Genomic DNA, 16,314 nt, shown 5'->3' with positions numbered 1-16,314 from the left:
TCGTGAGTAATTGTGGTGCTAGCGGGAGACCTTTCTTCAGTGGGCCTTTCAGGCTCTGGCCGGTAATAGAGGCTTTCAGCCGCAGAGCAAACCTCCAGTTCACACTGGAGGTTTTGATTTCAGTATTACTGAATAATCAGCACAAACGATTATAAGTTTGCAAATTTTTCAAGCAACCGAATCATTTGGCAGGTGAAACCATATTCGTTGTCATACCAAGCAACGGTTTTAACCAGTTGAAAATCGCCGGCAGTGGTTACTTCGGTTTGAGTAGGATCGAAGATGGACCCTTCTGTTGTACCAATAACATCCCCTGAAACAATTTCACGGTCATCATAACTAAATGATGGATTATCAACCGTATGTTTCTTAATTGCTTCATTGACTTCATCAGCTGTCACTTTTTTCTTAAGAATAGAAACTAATTCCGTTAATGAACCATCTACAACAGGTACACGTTGTGCATGTCCCTGTAATTTACCGTTTAATTCCGGAATAACCAAACCGATTGCTTTTGCAGCACCTGTTGAATGGGGAATGGTATTATCAGCAGCTGAACGAGCAGCACGCAAGTTACCGCCTTTTACCGGACCGTCCAATAACATTTGAGTAGACGTGTATGCATGGACTGTGGTCATTGTACCAACTTCAATTCCAAATTCATTATTTAAGAAATAGGCCATTGGAGCTAGACAATTTGTTGTACAGGATCCGGCCGAAATAATTGTATCATCTGGTGTCAATGTATCATCATTGATATTGAAAACGATGGTTTTCATTGCTCCTGCAGGGGCAGAGATAACAACACGTTTTACGCCGGCCTCTAAGTGAGCTTTTGCTTTTTCTTCAGAGGTATAGAAACCAGTACATTCAAGTACGATGTCTACGCTGTTTTCTTTTGCCCATGGGATTTTACTTGCATCAGGTTCTGCGTAAACTCGTGTTTTTTCACCATCTACAACAATGGAATCATCTGTTGCTGTGACTGAGCCTGGATAGGTTCCGTGAGTAGAATCAAATTGAAGCAATTGAGCCAGCATTGTCGGACTCGTTAAATCGTTGATTGCAACCACTTCAATATCATCTGAGACTTCTTTAATACGGCGAAAAGCTAGACGGCCAATTCGTCCAAATCCATTAATTCCTACTTTTACTGTCATAGGGTTATTCCTCCTTCAAATTTATAAAACAAAAGAAATAAAAATTTCTTTTTTTACCTGATGTTACACGTATAATTTTGCGCGCACAGCATCATTTTGTCAAAAGATACCACTTACTATGTCGAGGTTCTTTACTTTCTCCTGTGATGAGCAGCAATAAATAGAAAAATCAGTTTGATTTCAATAAGATACAGAAAAAAACAATCTTCAATAAAATTATGCTGAGAAAAACTGCAATTTTACTGTAAAGAAGTTTTTTATTGAAAGTGATTTATGCTATACTTACACTAGAATTTTGAGTGGCTGGGCCTTATTTTATTTGCAGGATAGGTAGAGGGATTCTTGCATGTTTGAAAGAATAATGATAGTGTAAATAATTGTGCCTGTTAATATGAAGAAGCGTTCATGGAATGTCTCAGCAATCAAAAGATAACAGATAATTAATTGAATTAGGAGGACAATCGTATGTCCATGTTTTTAGATCAAGTAGTCATTGATGTCAAAGCCGGTAAAGGCGGAGATGGGATGGTTGCTTTCAGAAGAGAAAAGTATGTACCTGATGGGGGACCCGCCGGCGGAGACGGAGGTAATGGTGGTAATGTAGTTCTTGTGGTGGATGAAGGGTTGCGTACTTTAATGGATTTTCGTTTTAACCGTCATTTTAAAGCTCCTTTAGGTGAAAATGGAATGAGTAAAAGTATGCATGGAAGAGGTGCAGAAGATCTTTATGTCAAAGTACCTCAGGGAACAACAGTACGGGATGCTGATACAGGCGTCTTGATTGGTGATTTAATTGAAAATGGTCAGGAGCTGATTATTGCCAGAGGCGGTCGCGGCGGTCGTGGAAATACCCGTTTTGCTTCTGCCAGAAATCCGGCTCCGGAAATCGCTGAAAATGGTGAACCAGGTCAGGAAAGAAGAATTGAACTGGAATTAAAAGTTTTGGCAGATGTCGGTTTAGTCGGCTTTCCTTCTGTCGGGAAATCTACCTTGCTGTCTGTTATATCAGCAGCCAGACCGAAGATTGGTGCCTATCACTTTACAACTTTGGTTCCCAATCTCGGTATGGTGACCACTAGCGATGGTCGAAGCTTTGCAGCGGCGGATTTGCCCGGTCTGATCGAAGGGGCCTCTCAGGGAGTCGGACTCGGCACACAGTTTCTGAGACATATTGAGCGGACAAGAGTTATTCTCCATGTAATTGACATGAGCGGAATGGAAGGCAGAGATCCATACGAGGATTATAAAGCTATTAATAAAGAGCTGGCTTCTCATAATCTTCGTTTAATGGAACGTCCTCAAATTATTGTAGCGAATAAAATGGATATGCCCGAAGCAGAAGAAAATCTGAAGAAATTCAAAGAAGAAATTGCCAAAGAGCGCACAGATGAGTATGCAGATGAACTACCTATTTTTCCGGTTTCAGGTGTGTCTAAAAAAGGACTGGAACCATTGTTAAATGCTACTGCTGATTTGCTGGATGTGACTCCTGAATTTCCTCTTTACACAGATGAGGTTGAGGAAGAAACAGTCCGTTACGGCTTCCAGTCAGAGGGTCCGGAATTTACAATTGACCGTGATTCAGATGCAGCTTGGGTGTTGTCTGGAGAATCTCTGGAAAAACTATTCCAAATGACTAATTTTGATCATGATGAAACGGTTATGCGTTTTGCTCGACAGCTGCGGGGAATGGGCGTTGATGAAGCGCTGCGTGCCCGTGGAGCAAAAGATGGTGATATCGTTCGAATCGGCGGCTTTGAATTTGAATTTGTTGAATAATTTCTGAATTTGAAAGAAATTTAATTTTCGCAAGTTCAGTTTAGCAAAAAAATAAATGTATGAAACGCTTCACAGTCACAGAGACCTTCTCTGTTGCTGCGGCGTTTTTTTTAAGCTTATTTTATGCTGGCTCACCTATACTTTGAACTGTAAGGGAGGGATTGCATTGAAATGAAAGAATGCAGCCGGAGGAAGCGACGGCAACGCTGGTACATTTGTCGGGAACAGATTTGGCGACCCTATCGGCGATTATAACAGCAGCAAGTATCTGGAAATAAACGGCAGCACAATTTATGTTGAAGTCGAAGGAGACAGGGGTGACAATGACGACAGACGGCACGTTGATTATTGATAGTCCGTTCAACGGCGAGAATAGTGTCCCTGATTATGAAGGGGCATTTAATGACTTTGATTGCCAGCGGAAACTCAGGGGTGGCTATTGGATTGGTATTAGTGATACTTCTGATCAGACAGCAGCAGTCATCTATTTAAATTCTACACAACAGGCTGATACACTTATTCATTTACAGGCTGCTGATGGAAATGAAGTAGCTGCTTTCAAGACTTCCAAGAACTTTGATTATGTTGTTGTTAACATGTCTGAAATAGTTTCGAGAAAAACTCTTGCGTTATATTCAGGCGGTGAAAGTACAGGAACATCAAGCTTTGGATTCTATCAAAACGGCAGTTACAGCAGAGGCTCAGAATTGGGTACACTGAACGAACAGACGACTTCTGTTTCTCAGGATGGGCTTAGCAGCTTTCGACAGACAGACGGGCGGCCAAGGAGGAAGATAACAAAATGCAGGTTATTTTATTGTTCTTACACAGGTTTTGCTGATAGAATAAAGGAATAAACTAAATGAGGTGATCAAATGTCAAGACGTGTAATCATCATGAATTTTAAAGTTGAAAGTCAGGCGTACCAAGCATTTTCTGAATTGAAGAGGTTATATGCAGAACGGCAGATTAAGGGGGAACAGATGGCGGTTGTGACACATGTTAATACTGGAGTACACCAATTCAAAATCAATGACTTCCTTGATTTTACAGGGAATGACCGTACTGCTAAAAGTAGTTTTATCGGGATGGTCATTGGAATTTTGGGCGGTCCTCTGGGTATTTTGCTGGGCTGGTTTGCGGGAAGTATGATCGGAGCAACACAAGACGCCAAAGAGCTTCGAAATGCGCAATCAGTTTTCGAACATATGTCGAATAAAATTACGGAAGGACATACCGGTTTAGTCTTAATTGCAGATGAAGATGATAACCGTCCCTTAAATCAGTTAGTGATGAACGAACTGGGAGGAGAGATTACTCGCCTTGTTTATGAGGATGTCGAGCAGGAACTGGATAAAGCAAAAACTGTTGAAAAGAAAGTCAAAGATGCGGCAAATAATGCGTGGACAGAAAACGCAAAAGATAATAATTCAGACGATCAATAAGCAATAAGTGTGAATGTGTCAGAATCTTTGTTGTTGAATGAACCAATGAGCAACGAATTAAAAACTAGTTTGAAAGGGTGGGACAATCCGGTAGACCAGATTAGTCGTACCCTTCTATTGTTGATTTAGGAGTCTTTAATTTGAGTAATAGAGAGGGGAGAGTAGGTTGAAGATACTTTTAGTGGAAGATGACGAAATATTGTCAGATAGTATCAGTGAGATATTATCTGAAATCGGTGAAGTTGAGCAGGTTTACGATGGGGAAGAGGGACTTTATGAAGGAGAAAGAGAAGTCTACGATTTAATCGTACTTGATTTAATGCTTCCAAGTCTTTCAGGAGAACAGGTACTGACTAAACTAAGAGAAAAAAAGATCTATACACCGGTTTTGATTTTAACTGCGAAAGACGGTCTGGAGGATAAAGTGAATGGCTTTAAGAATGGGGGAGATGATTATTTAACAAAACCGTTCCATAGAGAAGAGCTGTTAATGAGAGTGCAGGCACTGCTTCGCAGATCTCTCGGACTAAATCCGAAAAACGAATTGAGAATAGGCCAGCTGTGTATTGAAATCAACAATCGGCAAGTACACTATCAACAACAGGATATTCAGCTTCAGGGAAAAGAATTTGATTTACTTTTATATCTCATGCAGAATAAAGGGAGAATTATTACAAAAGATCAGTTGTTTGATCGTATTTGGGGCTTTCAGTCAGATACGACCCTGACGGTTGTCGAAGTGTACATGAGTAACCTGAGAAAACATTTAAAACCGTTTGAACTGGATAAATGGATTAAAACATTGAGAAATGTCGGCTATTTATTCCAGCCGGAAGAGGAAGGTCAGTGAGACAATGAAGGAACAACGAACTAAAAATCAACGAATTCGTTATTTTGTAGTGAACATGATTTCATTTTCCAGTATTTTTCTAATCCTCGGAATCATTGTCTTTCAACTTCTTCAAACCTCTATTTATCAATCTGTTGACACAGAGCTTACGAGGATGTCTGAAAATGATCAGTTCCTAAATATGCAAATAAAAATGGCTCATTTCGATCGCTTTGGTCAATTGCCGCAAAATGATCCGATTATAGGAAATGGAAATAATAGTGAAGATAAAATACCGCCTAAAAACAGTTTCCAGCAGCAGGTAATCTTATGGACAGCTGAGGGTGAAATTATAAATGAGGACAGTCTAGGCTCACGATATGATGACCTTCAGAATGTAAAATTATCTACTGAGAGTTTGAATACCATCAATAGCATTACAGTGAAGGACAGCAACGAAAGAGTGCTGCAGTTTCGCTCCATTACGGTGCCGATTATTGGCGATGAAACTTCCGATGTTGCCTATGTCCAGATTTTGACTAATACTGATCCTATTAAAGGAACCATTGAGCGGGTAAAACAGATACTTATTGTTTGTATGGTTGTATTTGGAGTTCTTTCGATTATTTTAAGCTATTTCCTGTCGAAATGGTCGATGAAGCCGATTATGGTTTCCTGGGCAAAACAGCTGGAATTTGTAGAAAATGCTTCTCATGAATTACGAACGCCGTTAACCATTATTCAGGCTAAGCTTGAAAAGCTGTTTACAAAGCCGAATCATACGATTCTTGAGGAATCAGAAACTATTGCTGCCTCATTGACAGAAGTTCAGCGACTTAGCGAATTAACAAGCGACCTGCTGCTGCTGGCACGTTCTGATTCAAACGCTGTTATTCTCGATAAAGAAACGGTCAATATAAAAGACTTTTTATTAACTTCTCTGACTCCGTATCAGGAGCTTGCAGAAGCAGAAAATAAAGAACTTAAGATTAATATCGAAAAAGAAGGACAGGCAGCGATTGACCGCCAAAAAATCAAGCAGCTGCTGATTATTCTTTTGGACAACGCATTAAAATATACAAATGAAGGGGATCAGGTCTTGTTAAGTTCTAAAGTAGAGAGAAATGAATGGATTATTAATGTGGTTGATCAGGGGATCGGAATTGAAGACGAACAGAAAAAAGAGATCTTTGATCGCTTTTACAGAGGCGATCAGTCACGTAACAGAAAAACCGGCGGCTACGGAATTGGACTGGCCATTGCTAAATGGATTGCTGAAAGTCATCATGGTAAAATATCAGTATCAGATACAACACCGAAAGGAACAACTTTTACGGTTATTTTACCGATAAAATAATTTTATTTGCCAATGAGGCTGCTTTCTTCTAAAATGAAGAAGAAATCTAATGGAAAGTAAGGGAACCAATGGAATTACAATTTTTAGGTACAGGTGCTGGAGTACCAGCGAAACACCGTAATGTAAGCAGTATCGCTTTGAAATTGCTGGATGAGCGAAATGCTGTCTGGTTGTTTGACTGCGGTGAAGGAACACAGCTTCAAATTTTAAAAAGTACCATTCGTCCAAGAAAAATCGAAAAAATTTTTATTACCCATTTACACGGAGACCATATTTTTGGTTTGCCGGGACTGCTGAGCAGCCGTTCATTTCAAGGTGGGGATGAACAGTTGGATATCTATGGACCGGAAGGGATTCGAAAATTTATTGAAACCTCTTTAAATGTGTCAAAGACACGTCTGTCTTATCCTATTGTTTTTCATGAGCTGACGGATGGCGGTATCGTTTTTCAAGATAAACAGTTTAAGGTTGAGTGTCTGCCTTTAGAGCATGGAATCTTGAGTTTTGGTTACCGGATTGTTGAATCCGATCATGAAGGTGAACTTCAAGTAGAAAAGCTTCAGGCATTGGGTCTCCCATCAGGTCCTTTATATGGTAAGATAAAACGTGGAGAAACAGTGGAGCTTGAGGATGGACAGGTGATCAATGGAAAAGACTTTGTCGGAGAAAAGAGAGCCGGAAGAATCGTTACTATTTTAGGAGATACCAGAAAAACAGCGAATAGTGTTATACTTGGTAAAAATGCAGATGTCTTAGTGCACGAAAGTACCTTTAATAAGGATGAATCAAAAATGGCAAAGAACTATTATCATTCCACCAGTCATCAGGCTGCCGAGATAGCCAAAGAAGCACAGGTTAAGCAGCTGGTTTTAACACACATCAGTGCCCGGTATTTAACAAGAGATATTATTCAGCTTGAAGATGAAGCAAAAGAATTATTCCCATTTGTAACAGCGGTTAAGGATATGGATATTCTGGATGTTCCATTCCGAAAATAGAAGCAGGAGGAGAAAAAATGAGGTTTTGGCAGGATTTAAATGATAAGGTGGTTGTAGTAACTGGCGGTTCAGCTGGTTTGGGTGAACAAGTATGCTACGAAGCAGCTTGCAGAGGAGCTGTTGTAGTAGTATGTGCCAGACGTATTAATCTAATCGGTAAGGTTAAAGAGCGCTGTGAAGAGCTAAGCGGCAAAAAAGCGTTTTCTTTCCAGCTGGATATATCTGATCCTGAAAATGTGGATTATGTGATTGGCCGAATAACTGAAGAAGTGGGTGCTGTGGATATTCTTGTAAATAATGCCGGTTTTGGTATTTTCGATAACTTTCTCGATACAGATTTAGATGTTGCACGAAATATGTTTAATGTTAATGTTCTGGGGATGATGGTCTTTACTCAGAAAATTGCAGTGGGGATGGCAGAACGTCAGAGTGGACATATTATTAATGTTGCTTCAATGGCTGGGAAAATGGCAACGCCTAAAACAAGTATTTATTCTGCAACAAAATTTGCCGTTTTAGGTTTTTCAAATGCGCTTCGTCTTGAACTGAGACCTTTAGGAATTGCTGTAACAACAGTGAATCCCGGACCGATCGCAACAAACTTTTTTGATCAGGCGGATCCTTCAGGAGATTATTTGGAATCATTAGGACTCTTCGTCTTAGATCCTCAGCAGCTTGCCAATGAAATAGTGCAGAGTATGGGCACCTATAAACGTGAAATAAATCGACCAAGAATCATGGAAGGTGCAGCACGACTCTACACTCTTCTGCCGCATTTGGGTGATCTTTTGGCGGTAAGTATCTTTAACAAAAAATAGATGGTGGGGGAATTGAGATGAAGAATCAGTGGCGTGTTATAGTAGGGTTTCTTCTTATGTTGGTTATTGTGATTTTTGCTGTGCTGAACAGTCAAAGTGTTCCTGTAAGTTTTGGTTTCGCTAAAATTTCCGGACCGCTTATATTAATTATACTGGGCTCTGCCATTATTGGAGCAATAGTAGGGCTGATTACTTCAGTTACAACAATTTTGGATCAAAAAAAGCGGATTAAGAACCTGATTGAAGAAAGAGATTCATACAAAGATGAGTCTGACAAGCTTGTCAAGGAAGCTGTTGAACGAACAGAGAGAAGCAATGAAAATAAACTGGCTGAAATTCAGCAAAAGTATGATCACTTACTTGAGGAAAAAGGTTTGCCAGTAGAATTAAAAGAGAAGGAAGAGCCTTTTTCAGAGTAAATAAATTAGAATAGGCTAGAGCAACAGCTTGAAGCATGTCATGTTTGTTTTACTGTTGCTTCGCTCATTGGAACAAGAAAGGTCTGGTATTTTTAGTAATACTTGGACTTTTTTTGTGCATAAAAAGGCGGACCAAAGATTTTGATTGATTAACATAAGGATTATTGTAGAAATCAATTCTCCTAATTTCAAATGATGGACTTATCTTTAGTTTTGATCCTGATTTTGTTATAATTACTTGGTTAGGAGTGACGATGTGAAAAAATCTAAGTATATATGGAAATATCCTGAAAATCCAGTCTTTTCAGAAGAATTTACAGAATTACTGAATGAAAAAAATATTAGTCCGCTGGTTGGCAAGCTGCTGTGGCAAAGAGGCATACAAACATCTGAACAGCTGGCCCTTTTTTTAACTCCCTCAATTGAAGCACTTCATGATCCTTTTTTAATTTACGAAATGGATAAGGCAATTGAACGAATCCAGCAGGCCGTTGAACAGGGAGAAAGGATTCTGGTATACGGTGATTATGATGCAGATGGTATTACCAGTACTACGGTGATGAAAGAAGCTGTTGAGCTGATTGGCGGAGAAGTAGATTATTTTTTACCCAATCGATTTATTCACGGGTATGGCCCGAATTTGTCTGTTTTTAAAGAAAAGATTGAAAGCGGCATTCAGCTGATCATTACTGTGGACAACGGTGTAGCCGGACATGAAGCTGTAAACTATGCAAAAGAACAGGGAATTGATGTAATTATTACAGATCACCATGAATTGCCCGAAATTTTACCGGATGCCCTCGCTGTGATTCATCCTAAACATCCCAAGGGAGACTATCCTTTTGGTGATTTAGCTGGAGTCGGCGTGGCGTTCAAAGTTGCTTCAGCTTTACTTGGAGAGACTCCCACTGAGTTTTTTGATCTGGTTGCTATTGGGACGATTGCCGATTTGGTTTCATTAACCGGGGAAAATCGGATGTTGGTTCAGATGGGGCTCAAGATGATTCAATCGGGAGATCGTATCGGATTAGATGCGTTGATTCACTCAGCCGGCTTAAAAAAAGAAGAAATTTCTGAAGAAAATATTGGCTTTGCGATTGGTCCTCGTTTAAATGCACTTGGAAGACTGGGAGAAGCAGCTCCAGGAGTTGAATTAATGACGACCTTTGATGAAGACGAAGCATTGAGTATTGCAAAATTTATCGAAGAAAAAAATAATGAACGTAAAAAGATTGTCGAAACAATCACGGAAGAGGCTTTTACTTTACTTGATTTGAGATCTTCTATCCATGTTTTAGCTCAAAAAGGTTGGCATGAAGGTGTTTTGGGGATTGTAGCAGGTCGTATCATGCAGGAAACAGGGAAACCGACAATCGTTTTGACGATTGATGAGAACGGATCAACCGCTAAAGGCTCAGGAAGAAGTGTGTCTGCGTTGAATATGTATGATGCATTAAATGAAAAGAGAGAGCTCTTTACTCATTTTGGCGGGCACCATATGGCTGCCGGAATGACACTGCCTGTGGAAAATATTGATGTACTGAAAGAGCAGCTGATTCATTATATTGAGAAAAATGCAATTGACCTTTCACAGGGACAGGAATTGCAGATCGATGAAGTTCTTACAATAGAAGAGACAACACTCTCTTTTATCAACCAGTTAAAGCTGCTCGCTCCTTTTGGAACAGATAATCCGATGCCGAATTTCTCTTATAAAAAGGTGGATGCTATTCAGGTTCGACAAATCGGGGCGCAGCAAGATCATTTGAAGCTGCAGATAACTGACGGCTCTGCTTCGCTGGATGTCATTGCATTCCAAATGGGTAAAGACGCCAAAGAATTTGCTGAAAACCGTTGTAATATTGCAGGGAAGCTCTCTATAAATGAATGGAATGGTAATAAAAAGCCTCAGTTAATGGCAGAAGACTATTCCATAGAAGATATCCAATTGTTTGATTTAAGAGGGAAAGCGAACCAGCAGCAAGACATTCCAGAGAAGAATACGTTATTTGTTTATTTTCAAAAGGAAAGTGTCAAACTTTTAAAAACTGATATAGGAAATATGCTCTACTATGAGTCGTCTGAGCAGCTTTTATCTGAAACAAACGGGATGACAATTGAACAATTAGTTATTGTCGATTGTCCTGATGAATTGGATGATATTAAACAGTTGATTGAAGGCGTCAATGTCAATCGTATTTATCTTTTAGGTCTTTCCACTGATGAAGCTTATTTGAATGGAACTGGATCAAGGGAGCAGTTTTCAAAGCTTTATGCATTGATTCGTAAACAGGGAACATTGGATGTTCGTTATAAATTGGATACTGTTTCAAATTATCTGCAAATCCAGGAAAAACTATTAATTTTCATGATTCAGGTGTTTTTTGATTTGGGATTTGTTACAATAGAAGACGGCATTTTAAGAAATGTTGATACCCCTGAAAATCATCCGTTGACAGAAAGTGAAGTCTATCAAAAACGATTGAAGAAAATTAAGGTAGAAGAATTTTTACTATATAGCGATCGTAAAGCATTGCTGAGCTGGCTGTTGAACGAGGAGGAAGAATAAGTATGAATTTGAAAGATTATATTGCAAGTATCCCTGATTATCCCGAAGAAGGAATTATCTTTAGAGATATCTCTCCTTTGATGGCAAATGGAGATGCTTATCGTGAAGCAACGAAGCAAATCGTTGATTACGCAAAAGAAAAAAGGATTGATATGGTTGTGGGGCCTGAAGCCAGAGGATTTATCGTTGGCTGTCCAGTTGCCTATGAGCTTGGTGTTGGCTTTGCTCCAGTTCGCAAGAAAGGTAAACTGCCTCGTGAAACGATTGAAGTGACGTACGATTTAGAATACGGTACAGATACTTTAACTATCCATAAAGATGCAATTCTGCCTGGACAAAGAGTGCTGATTTGCGATGATTTACTTGCTACAGGCGGTACAATTAAAGCAACAACTGAATTAATCGAACAATTAGGCGGTATCGTTGTCGGCTGTGCCTTCCTGATTGAGCTGAAGGAGCTGCATGGGAGAGATAAAATCTCTAATTATGAAATTGTAACCTTAATGGATTATTAAACAGTAAAACGGTGTGAGGAATTTTCCTTCACACCGTTTTTTTATAATAGGATCTGCTCGATCTTAATGATATTTTCGGTAGACAGAATATTGCTGACTTTCCTGTCTTCTGCGTTCTTCAGTATAACGTTTTTCATCCCAAAGCATGAACCAGATGATAAAGAGAGGACTGACGATTAGCAATGCAGCTGGTAAGCCCAATGTACCCAAAAAAATACCAATCAACAAAACAAAAAATATAAAGCCACCACGACGTACTGCTTTCATTATTATCACCTCACGAGAAATTCGAACCTGTGTTCGTATTTATATTATACGAATGTTTGTTCGCTTTGTAAAGTACAAATACTCATTTTTTTATTCTTTTTTTCTGCTGCTGGTGAAACGATCACTAAAAAGAAAGAGGCAAAGGTTATTGAAAAGAAATCTGCTGATACAACTAGCACTATAGAGGAAGAGCTGTTTGGAAAGTACTGGTTTAGTGTTGGTAAAGAATATGCGAATGATATAATTTATGGTTATGAACTGGAATTTTAATTTCAGTATAAACGAATAGAAAGGACGGACGTATCGTATACAGGTAAAAAATGGAACTAAAATATTAGAACGAAATAGCAGAAACAATGGGAGCCTACGGATGGAGAAATAATGAAAGCCTATTCTAAAATAAATTTTGAACGAGATCTGTTAAACTTATGGGGAATAAACTCTTAATATATTCAGAATACTGAGTTTGACCTCGAAAATATTGATTTTAAAGACACATTATGAGATGAAAATTACTAAACGAATAGAGAAGCAGCTTCAAAAGCTATGGGTAGCGATGATGGAGAAGTAGAAAAGGGACTACTTCAAAACTAACGGGAAGAACTTATCGAAAGTGGAAAAATAGAGACAAGGTAGTATGGAGATTTATATTTTAGTTTTACAGATAGAAAAATAATGATAAAAAATAAAATGTAATTCTGTATAGAGTTAATTCTTAAGAAAAACAAAAAGACAGCGGCGGAATAATAAAAATAATCCGCGCTATCTTATTTAAGTGAAAAATAAAACTGAAAAAAACATAAAACCTGCTCCGGCCATCACGAATAGATGCCAGACAACATGCATAAACCGTACATTTTTTAAGCTGTAGAATAGTGCTCCCAGCGTGTATGAAACGCCTCCGGAAACTAAAAGTGCCAGACCCGTAAAACTCAAGCTTTCATACAACGGCTTTGCTGCAATCAGACACAACCAGCCCATAATTATATAAATAACAGTTGAAGCATATTTTACAGTATCCTGTTTATGCAGAGTGACCGATTTATAAACAACTCCTGCAATAGCCAATGACCAAATCAATCCAAACAGTGTCCAGCCTAACCACCCCTGCACGCTTAACAGGCAAAATGGTGTATAGCTCCCTGCAATCAATAAAAAGATGGAGCTGTGATCAAATACCTGAAAAACTTTCTTCGCCTTAGTGAAAATCAGACTGTGGAACAGCGTGGAAGAGAGAAACAGCAAAATCAGTGTTGAACCATATAGAGCATAAGAGACAACATAAAGCGCCGAGTCCAAATTTGTTCCTTTTACCAGTAATATGACCAGGCCTGCAATACTCAGACCAAAGCCGATTCCATGGGTAACAGCATTGAGTACTTCATTGACAATTAGATATTTGCGGGAAAATCCAGCTTTTTCCAAGAAATCAACTTCCTTCATTTTAATTTGATGAAAAATTATTTTCGGTCTGTTATACTATATCCATAACTGAAACCATATAATCATTCTATCATGAATGAAGGTTGTTTTTAAAGAAAGAGTGGTTAATTTTATGACAAATGTAAAAATTGTGACTGATTCCTCCTGTACGATGAGAAAGGAAGTACGGGACAATTTAAATATCCACATGATTCCTTTATCCGTTATGATAGACGGTGTTGTCTATCCTGATGATGACCATTTAGAAGGCGAACGGTTTATGCATATGATGGAGGAAGCAAAGGCTTTACCCAAAACCAGTCAGCCGCCAATTGGAGAATTTGTCGAACTGTATGATGAACTTGGAAAAGACGGCAGTGAGATTATCTCTATCCATATGACAAAAGGGTTGAGCGGAACAGTTGAGGCTGCCAGACAGGCAAGCAATCTGACTTCCAGCAAGGTAACGGTCATCGACAGCGATTTTGTAGATCAAGGGCTCTCTTTCCAAGTGATTGAAGCTGCGAAGCTGGCTCAAAATGGTGCAGATACTCCTGAAATTTTGGCTAAAGTAGAGCATGTTAAAGAAAATACAAAACTGTTTATAGGTATTTCTACACTGGACAATCTGGTTAAAGGCGGAAGAATCAGCCGTGCAACTGGATTGATGTCAAATATATTTAATATGAAAGTGGTCATGGACTTTGATCATTCAGAATTAATTCCAGTTATAAAGGGACGCGGCGTTAAAACATTTAATAAATGGTTTGATGAACTAAAGACTGAACTGGAAAAACTTTCTAATATCCGTCAGATTGGGATTTCTCATGCGGATGGTTTAGAACTGGCAAACTATTTCAAAGATGGGCTGCAAAAACTGTTCCCTGATATGGATATTCCTGTTTTGCATACAAATCCGGTGATTGCTACACATACTGGTAAAGGCGCCTTTGCAATAATGTACTATACAAAATAAGAACGTTTAAATTGGATGTTTCAGAAGCCAAGCAGAGACGATGAGTCATCGAGTTGCTTGGCTTTTCGTATCAAGCTGTGAAATGTATCTGTTTTATCACATATTGAGATTGAAGAGCAGGAGGATATCCGAGCTGATAGAGCTCCTGCTCTCTTTTTGAGAATGAAAGAGGGGCTGAAGATGAAAGACTTTTTTCAAAAAAATTGGCTGATGCTTGTAGTTCCTTTTGGAGCGGCTCTGCTTACCTTGCTGTTGCTTTTTTTTATAGTACCTAAAGCTCAGCCTTATTTTAATACACAAAAAACAAGTGTCCCCAATGAGAACAACAAGGATATTATTAAATATGTTGCTATTGGTGACTCCTTAACAGAAGGAGTCGGTGATCTGACAAATTCCGGCGGCTTTGTACCAATTTTGGCTAATGAAATTAAAGATCGATATAATGTAAATGCAGTTGATGTTGAAAACTTTGGTAAAAATGGTGATCGAAGTGATCAAATTTTGAAGCGGATAAAAAAGAGTGAAGATATTCAGAAACAGTTGGGTGAAGCTGATTTAATTACTTTGACAGTTGGGGGTAATGACCTGATGAAAGTAATAAAAGGGGATGTCTTCAATTTAACAGTGGAGTCTTTCAAAAAACCTCTGAAAAACTATCAGGGGCAAATCAGCTCACTCTTGAATGAAATTCGAAAATATAATGAAGCTGCACCTGTATACATATTAGGCATTTACAATCCATTTTATCTTTATTTTCCGGAAATCATTGAGATGCAGCAGATTGTGAACAATTGGAATGATGGAACAGAAGAAACTGTGTCTGAGCAGAATAACATGTATTTTATTCCGATTAATGACTTGTTGTATAAAGGTGTAGATGGCGATGTCGGTATAACCGGAGCGGAAGAAGACACAAGCTCTAAAGCGATCACGAATAATGCTATTTATGAGGAGGACCATTTCCATCCGAATAATATTGGCTATCAGTTAATGGCAAATGCAGTGAGAGAAATAATAATAAAAACTAAAGACGAATGGCTGTTCAAGGAGAGTGAATGAAGCCTATGGCAGGATCAGAAGAAATAAAATCAAAAAAAACAAAGAAGAAAACAAAAAAGATGAAAAAGACGAATAGTCATCAGAATAGCCAGCCTAAAAAAAAGCTGAACCCATGGAAAATTGCCTGTCTGACAATTATCGGGATTTTAGCTGGAATCATTTTGTTTATAGGAATTAGAGTTACCCAGGTGAGAGAACCAAACATTAATTCATCCCAAACAACCAGTATAGAGGGAACCCCGGTTCTGAGTATCCAGTCCAACAAACAGCAAATCAATTCATTAATTGAATTTTTTTTTAATGAGTTCCAAAAAGACACTGATATTACGTATGACTTTTATCTTGAAAATGAAGCCATGCTGACAGGAACGTTTAAAGTTCTGGGTTATCCGATTCAGTTTAATCTCTATTTTGATCCCTATGTTGTTGACGGAGGCAATGTTCAGCTAAAAGCCAAAAGTCTCTCTATAGGAACACTAGGGCTTCCTATAAAGGATATTCTGAATTTTGTGAAAAGGGACTACAATTTGCCGGGGTGGGTTGAAGTTAATCCCAGTGAAAAATATATATTATTAAAACTATATAAAACCTGTAAAAGAATTTGAATTATAAGCATAACCGATCGATCACCTGTGTAGGAACCGTATTAACCCACTGAATAAACGAACGGACAGCTAGTGTTATCTGATAGTACTTTGAAA

Annotated in this window: 16 protein-coding genes; 13 read left to right on the top strand and 3 right to left on the bottom strand. The window is 38.7% G+C overall.

What is annotated here, in order from left to right:
* Positions 1 to 149 precede the first annotated feature (149 nt).
* Positions 150 to 1,160 (bottom strand): type I glyceraldehyde-3-phosphate dehydrogenase, encoded by a 1,011-nt coding sequence (gene gap, locus IW492_RS17060; protein ID WP_202069222.1) that lies wholly within the window; start codon positions 1,158 to 1,160, stop codon positions 150 to 152.
* A 465-nt stretch (positions 1,161 to 1,625) separates the two neighbouring features.
* On the opposite strand from gap, the gene obgE reads away from it, so the two are divergent.
* From obgE to IW492_RS17010, 10 genes are all read left to right on the top strand, one after another.
* The gene (obgE, locus tag IW492_RS17055) at positions 1,626 to 2,939 is read left to right on the top strand and encodes a GTPase ObgE (protein WP_202069220.1); all 1,314 of its coding nucleotides are present in this window, start codon (positions 1,626 to 1,628) and stop codon (positions 2,937 to 2,939) included.
* 293 nt (positions 2,940 to 3,232) lie between these two features.
* A complete protein-coding gene (locus tag IW492_RS17050) occupies positions 3,233 to 3,796 on the top strand; it encodes a hypothetical protein (RefSeq protein WP_236671983.1) in 564 nt (187 codons plus the stop codon).
* Between the two features lie 18 nt (positions 3,797 to 3,814).
* Positions 3,815 to 4,384 (top strand): DUF1269 domain-containing protein, encoded by a 570-nt coding sequence (locus IW492_RS17045; RefSeq protein ID WP_202069217.1) that lies wholly within the window; start codon positions 3,815 to 3,817, stop codon positions 4,382 to 4,384.
* 166 nt (positions 4,385 to 4,550) lie between these two features.
* Positions 4,551 to 5,234, top strand: coding sequence for a response regulator transcription factor (locus IW492_RS17040; protein WP_202069216.1), 684 nt, complete (start codon positions 4,551 to 4,553; stop codon positions 5,232 to 5,234).
* Between the two features lie 4 nt (positions 5,235 to 5,238).
* Positions 5,239 to 6,570: a sensor histidine kinase gene (locus IW492_RS17035; RefSeq protein ID WP_202069215.1), complete on the top strand. Its 1,332-nt coding sequence runs from the start codon at positions 5,239 to 5,241 to the stop codon at positions 6,568 to 6,570.
* Positions 6,571 to 6,638: 68 nt separating this feature from the next.
* Positions 6,639 to 7,568 (top strand): ribonuclease Z, encoded by a 930-nt coding sequence (gene rnz, locus IW492_RS17030; protein WP_202069214.1) that lies wholly within the window; start codon positions 6,639 to 6,641, stop codon positions 7,566 to 7,568.
* A 17-nt stretch (positions 7,569 to 7,585) separates the two neighbouring features.
* Positions 7,586 to 8,386: an SDR family NAD(P)-dependent oxidoreductase gene (locus IW492_RS17025; RefSeq protein ID WP_202069213.1), complete on the top strand. Its 801-nt coding sequence runs from the start codon at positions 7,586 to 7,588 to the stop codon at positions 8,384 to 8,386.
* Positions 8,387 to 8,403: 17 nt separating this feature from the next.
* Complete coding sequence (locus IW492_RS17020; protein WP_202069211.1) at positions 8,404 to 8,805, top strand: LapA family protein; 402 nt, start codon at positions 8,404 to 8,406, stop codon at positions 8,803 to 8,805.
* A gap of 256 nt (positions 8,806 to 9,061) precedes the next feature.
* Positions 9,062 to 11,374, top strand: a complete 2,313-nt coding sequence (gene recJ / locus IW492_RS17015) for a single-stranded-DNA-specific exonuclease RecJ (RefSeq protein ID WP_202069210.1) — start codon at positions 9,062 to 9,064, stop codon at positions 11,372 to 11,374.
* A gap of 2 nt (positions 11,375 to 11,376) precedes the next feature.
* Positions 11,377 to 11,889: an adenine phosphoribosyltransferase gene (locus IW492_RS17010; RefSeq protein ID WP_202069209.1), complete on the top strand. Its 513-nt coding sequence runs from the start codon at positions 11,377 to 11,379 to the stop codon at positions 11,887 to 11,889.
* Positions 11,890 to 11,952: 63 nt separating this feature from the next.
* On the opposite strand, the gene IW492_RS17005 is transcribed toward IW492_RS17010, so the two are convergent.
* Both IW492_RS17005 and trhA read right to left on the bottom strand, forming a co-directional pair.
* On the bottom strand, positions 11,953 to 12,156 hold the full coding sequence (locus IW492_RS17005) for a hypothetical protein (protein WP_202069208.1): 204 nt from the start codon (positions 12,154 to 12,156) through the stop codon (positions 11,953 to 11,955).
* A 771-nt stretch (positions 12,157 to 12,927) separates the two neighbouring features.
* Complete coding sequence (trhA, locus tag IW492_RS17000) at positions 12,928 to 13,599, bottom strand: PAQR family membrane homeostasis protein TrhA (protein WP_420705898.1); 672 nt, start codon at positions 13,597 to 13,599, stop codon at positions 12,928 to 12,930.
* A gap of 112 nt (positions 13,600 to 13,711) precedes the next feature.
* Between trhA and IW492_RS16995 the strand changes: the two genes are divergently transcribed.
* The 3 genes from IW492_RS16995 (at position 13,712) to IW492_RS16985 (ending at position 16,218) form a co-directional block, all read left to right on the top strand.
* The gene (locus IW492_RS16995) at positions 13,712 to 14,554 is read left to right on the top strand and encodes a DegV family protein (protein WP_202069206.1); all 843 of its coding nucleotides are present in this window, start codon (positions 13,712 to 13,714) and stop codon (positions 14,552 to 14,554) included.
* A gap of 180 nt (positions 14,555 to 14,734) precedes the next feature.
* Positions 14,735 to 15,613, top strand: coding sequence for an SGNH/GDSL hydrolase family protein (locus IW492_RS16990; RefSeq protein WP_202069205.1), 879 nt, complete (start codon positions 14,735 to 14,737; stop codon positions 15,611 to 15,613).
* On the top strand, positions 15,610 to 16,218 hold the full coding sequence (locus IW492_RS16985; RefSeq protein WP_236671982.1) for a YpmS family protein: 609 nt from the start codon (positions 15,610 to 15,612) through the stop codon (positions 16,216 to 16,218). Before IW492_RS16990 ends, IW492_RS16985 begins: the two co-directional genes overlap by 4 nt.
* The last annotated feature ends 96 nt before the right edge of the window (positions 16,219 to 16,314 follow it).

Origin of the sequence: Enterococcus sp. BWB1-3 (genome assembly GCF_016745275.1) — a bacterium.
In the GTDB taxonomy this organism is placed as follows: Bacteria; Bacillota; Bacilli; order Lactobacillales; family Enterococcaceae; genus Enterococcus_L.
The sequence above is the reverse complement of the archived record's forward strand: the minus strand, read 5'-3'. Positions and strand labels throughout refer to the sequence as shown.

What these genes read in the sequence shown, in the direction of transcription:
- IW492_RS16990 (WP_202069205.1), top strand. Translation starts at nt 14,735, where the DNA reads ATGAAAGACTTTTTTCAAAAAAATTGGCTGATGCTTGTAGTTCCTTTT.
- IW492_RS17025 (WP_202069213.1), top strand. Translation starts at nt 7,586, where the DNA reads ATGAGGTTTTGGCAGGATTTAAATGATAAGGTGGTTGTAGTAACTGGC.
- IW492_RS17035 (WP_202069215.1), top strand. Translation starts at nt 5,239, where the DNA reads ATGAAGGAACAACGAACTAAAAATCAACGAATTCGTTATTTTGTAGTG.
- IW492_RS16985 (WP_236671982.1), top strand. Translation starts at nt 15,610, where the DNA reads ATGAAGCCTATGGCAGGATCAGAAGAAATAAAATCAAAAAAAACAAAG.
- IW492_RS17045 (WP_202069217.1), top strand. Translation starts at nt 3,815, where the DNA reads ATGTCAAGACGTGTAATCATCATGAATTTTAAAGTTGAAAGTCAGGCG.
- obgE (WP_202069220.1), top strand. Translation starts at nt 1,626, where the DNA reads ATGTCCATGTTTTTAGATCAAGTAGTCATTGATGTCAAAGCCGGTAAA.
- rnz (WP_202069214.1), top strand. Translation starts at nt 6,639, where the DNA reads ATGGAATTACAATTTTTAGGTACAGGTGCTGGAGTACCAGCGAAACAC.
- IW492_RS17005 (WP_202069208.1), bottom strand. Translation starts at nt 12,156, where the DNA reads ATGAAAGCAGTACGTCGTGGTGGCTTTATATTTTTTGTTTTGTTGATT.
- gap (WP_202069222.1), bottom strand. Translation starts at nt 1,160, where the DNA reads ATGACAGTAAAAGTAGGAATTAATGGATTTGGACGAATTGGCCGTCTA.
- IW492_RS17050 (WP_236671983.1), top strand. Translation starts at nt 3,233, where the DNA reads ATGTTGAAGTCGAAGGAGACAGGGGTGACAATGACGACAGACGGCACG.
- IW492_RS17020 (WP_202069211.1), top strand. Translation starts at nt 8,404, where the DNA reads ATGAAGAATCAGTGGCGTGTTATAGTAGGGTTTCTTCTTATGTTGGTT.
- IW492_RS17010 (WP_202069209.1), top strand. Translation starts at nt 11,377, where the DNA reads ATGAATTTGAAAGATTATATTGCAAGTATCCCTGATTATCCCGAAGAA.
- trhA (WP_420705898.1), bottom strand. Translation starts at nt 13,599, where the DNA reads ATGAAGGAAGTTGATTTCTTGGAAAAAGCTGGATTTTCCCGCAAATAT.
- IW492_RS16995 (WP_202069206.1), top strand. Translation starts at nt 13,712, where the DNA reads ATGACAAATGTAAAAATTGTGACTGATTCCTCCTGTACGATGAGAAAG.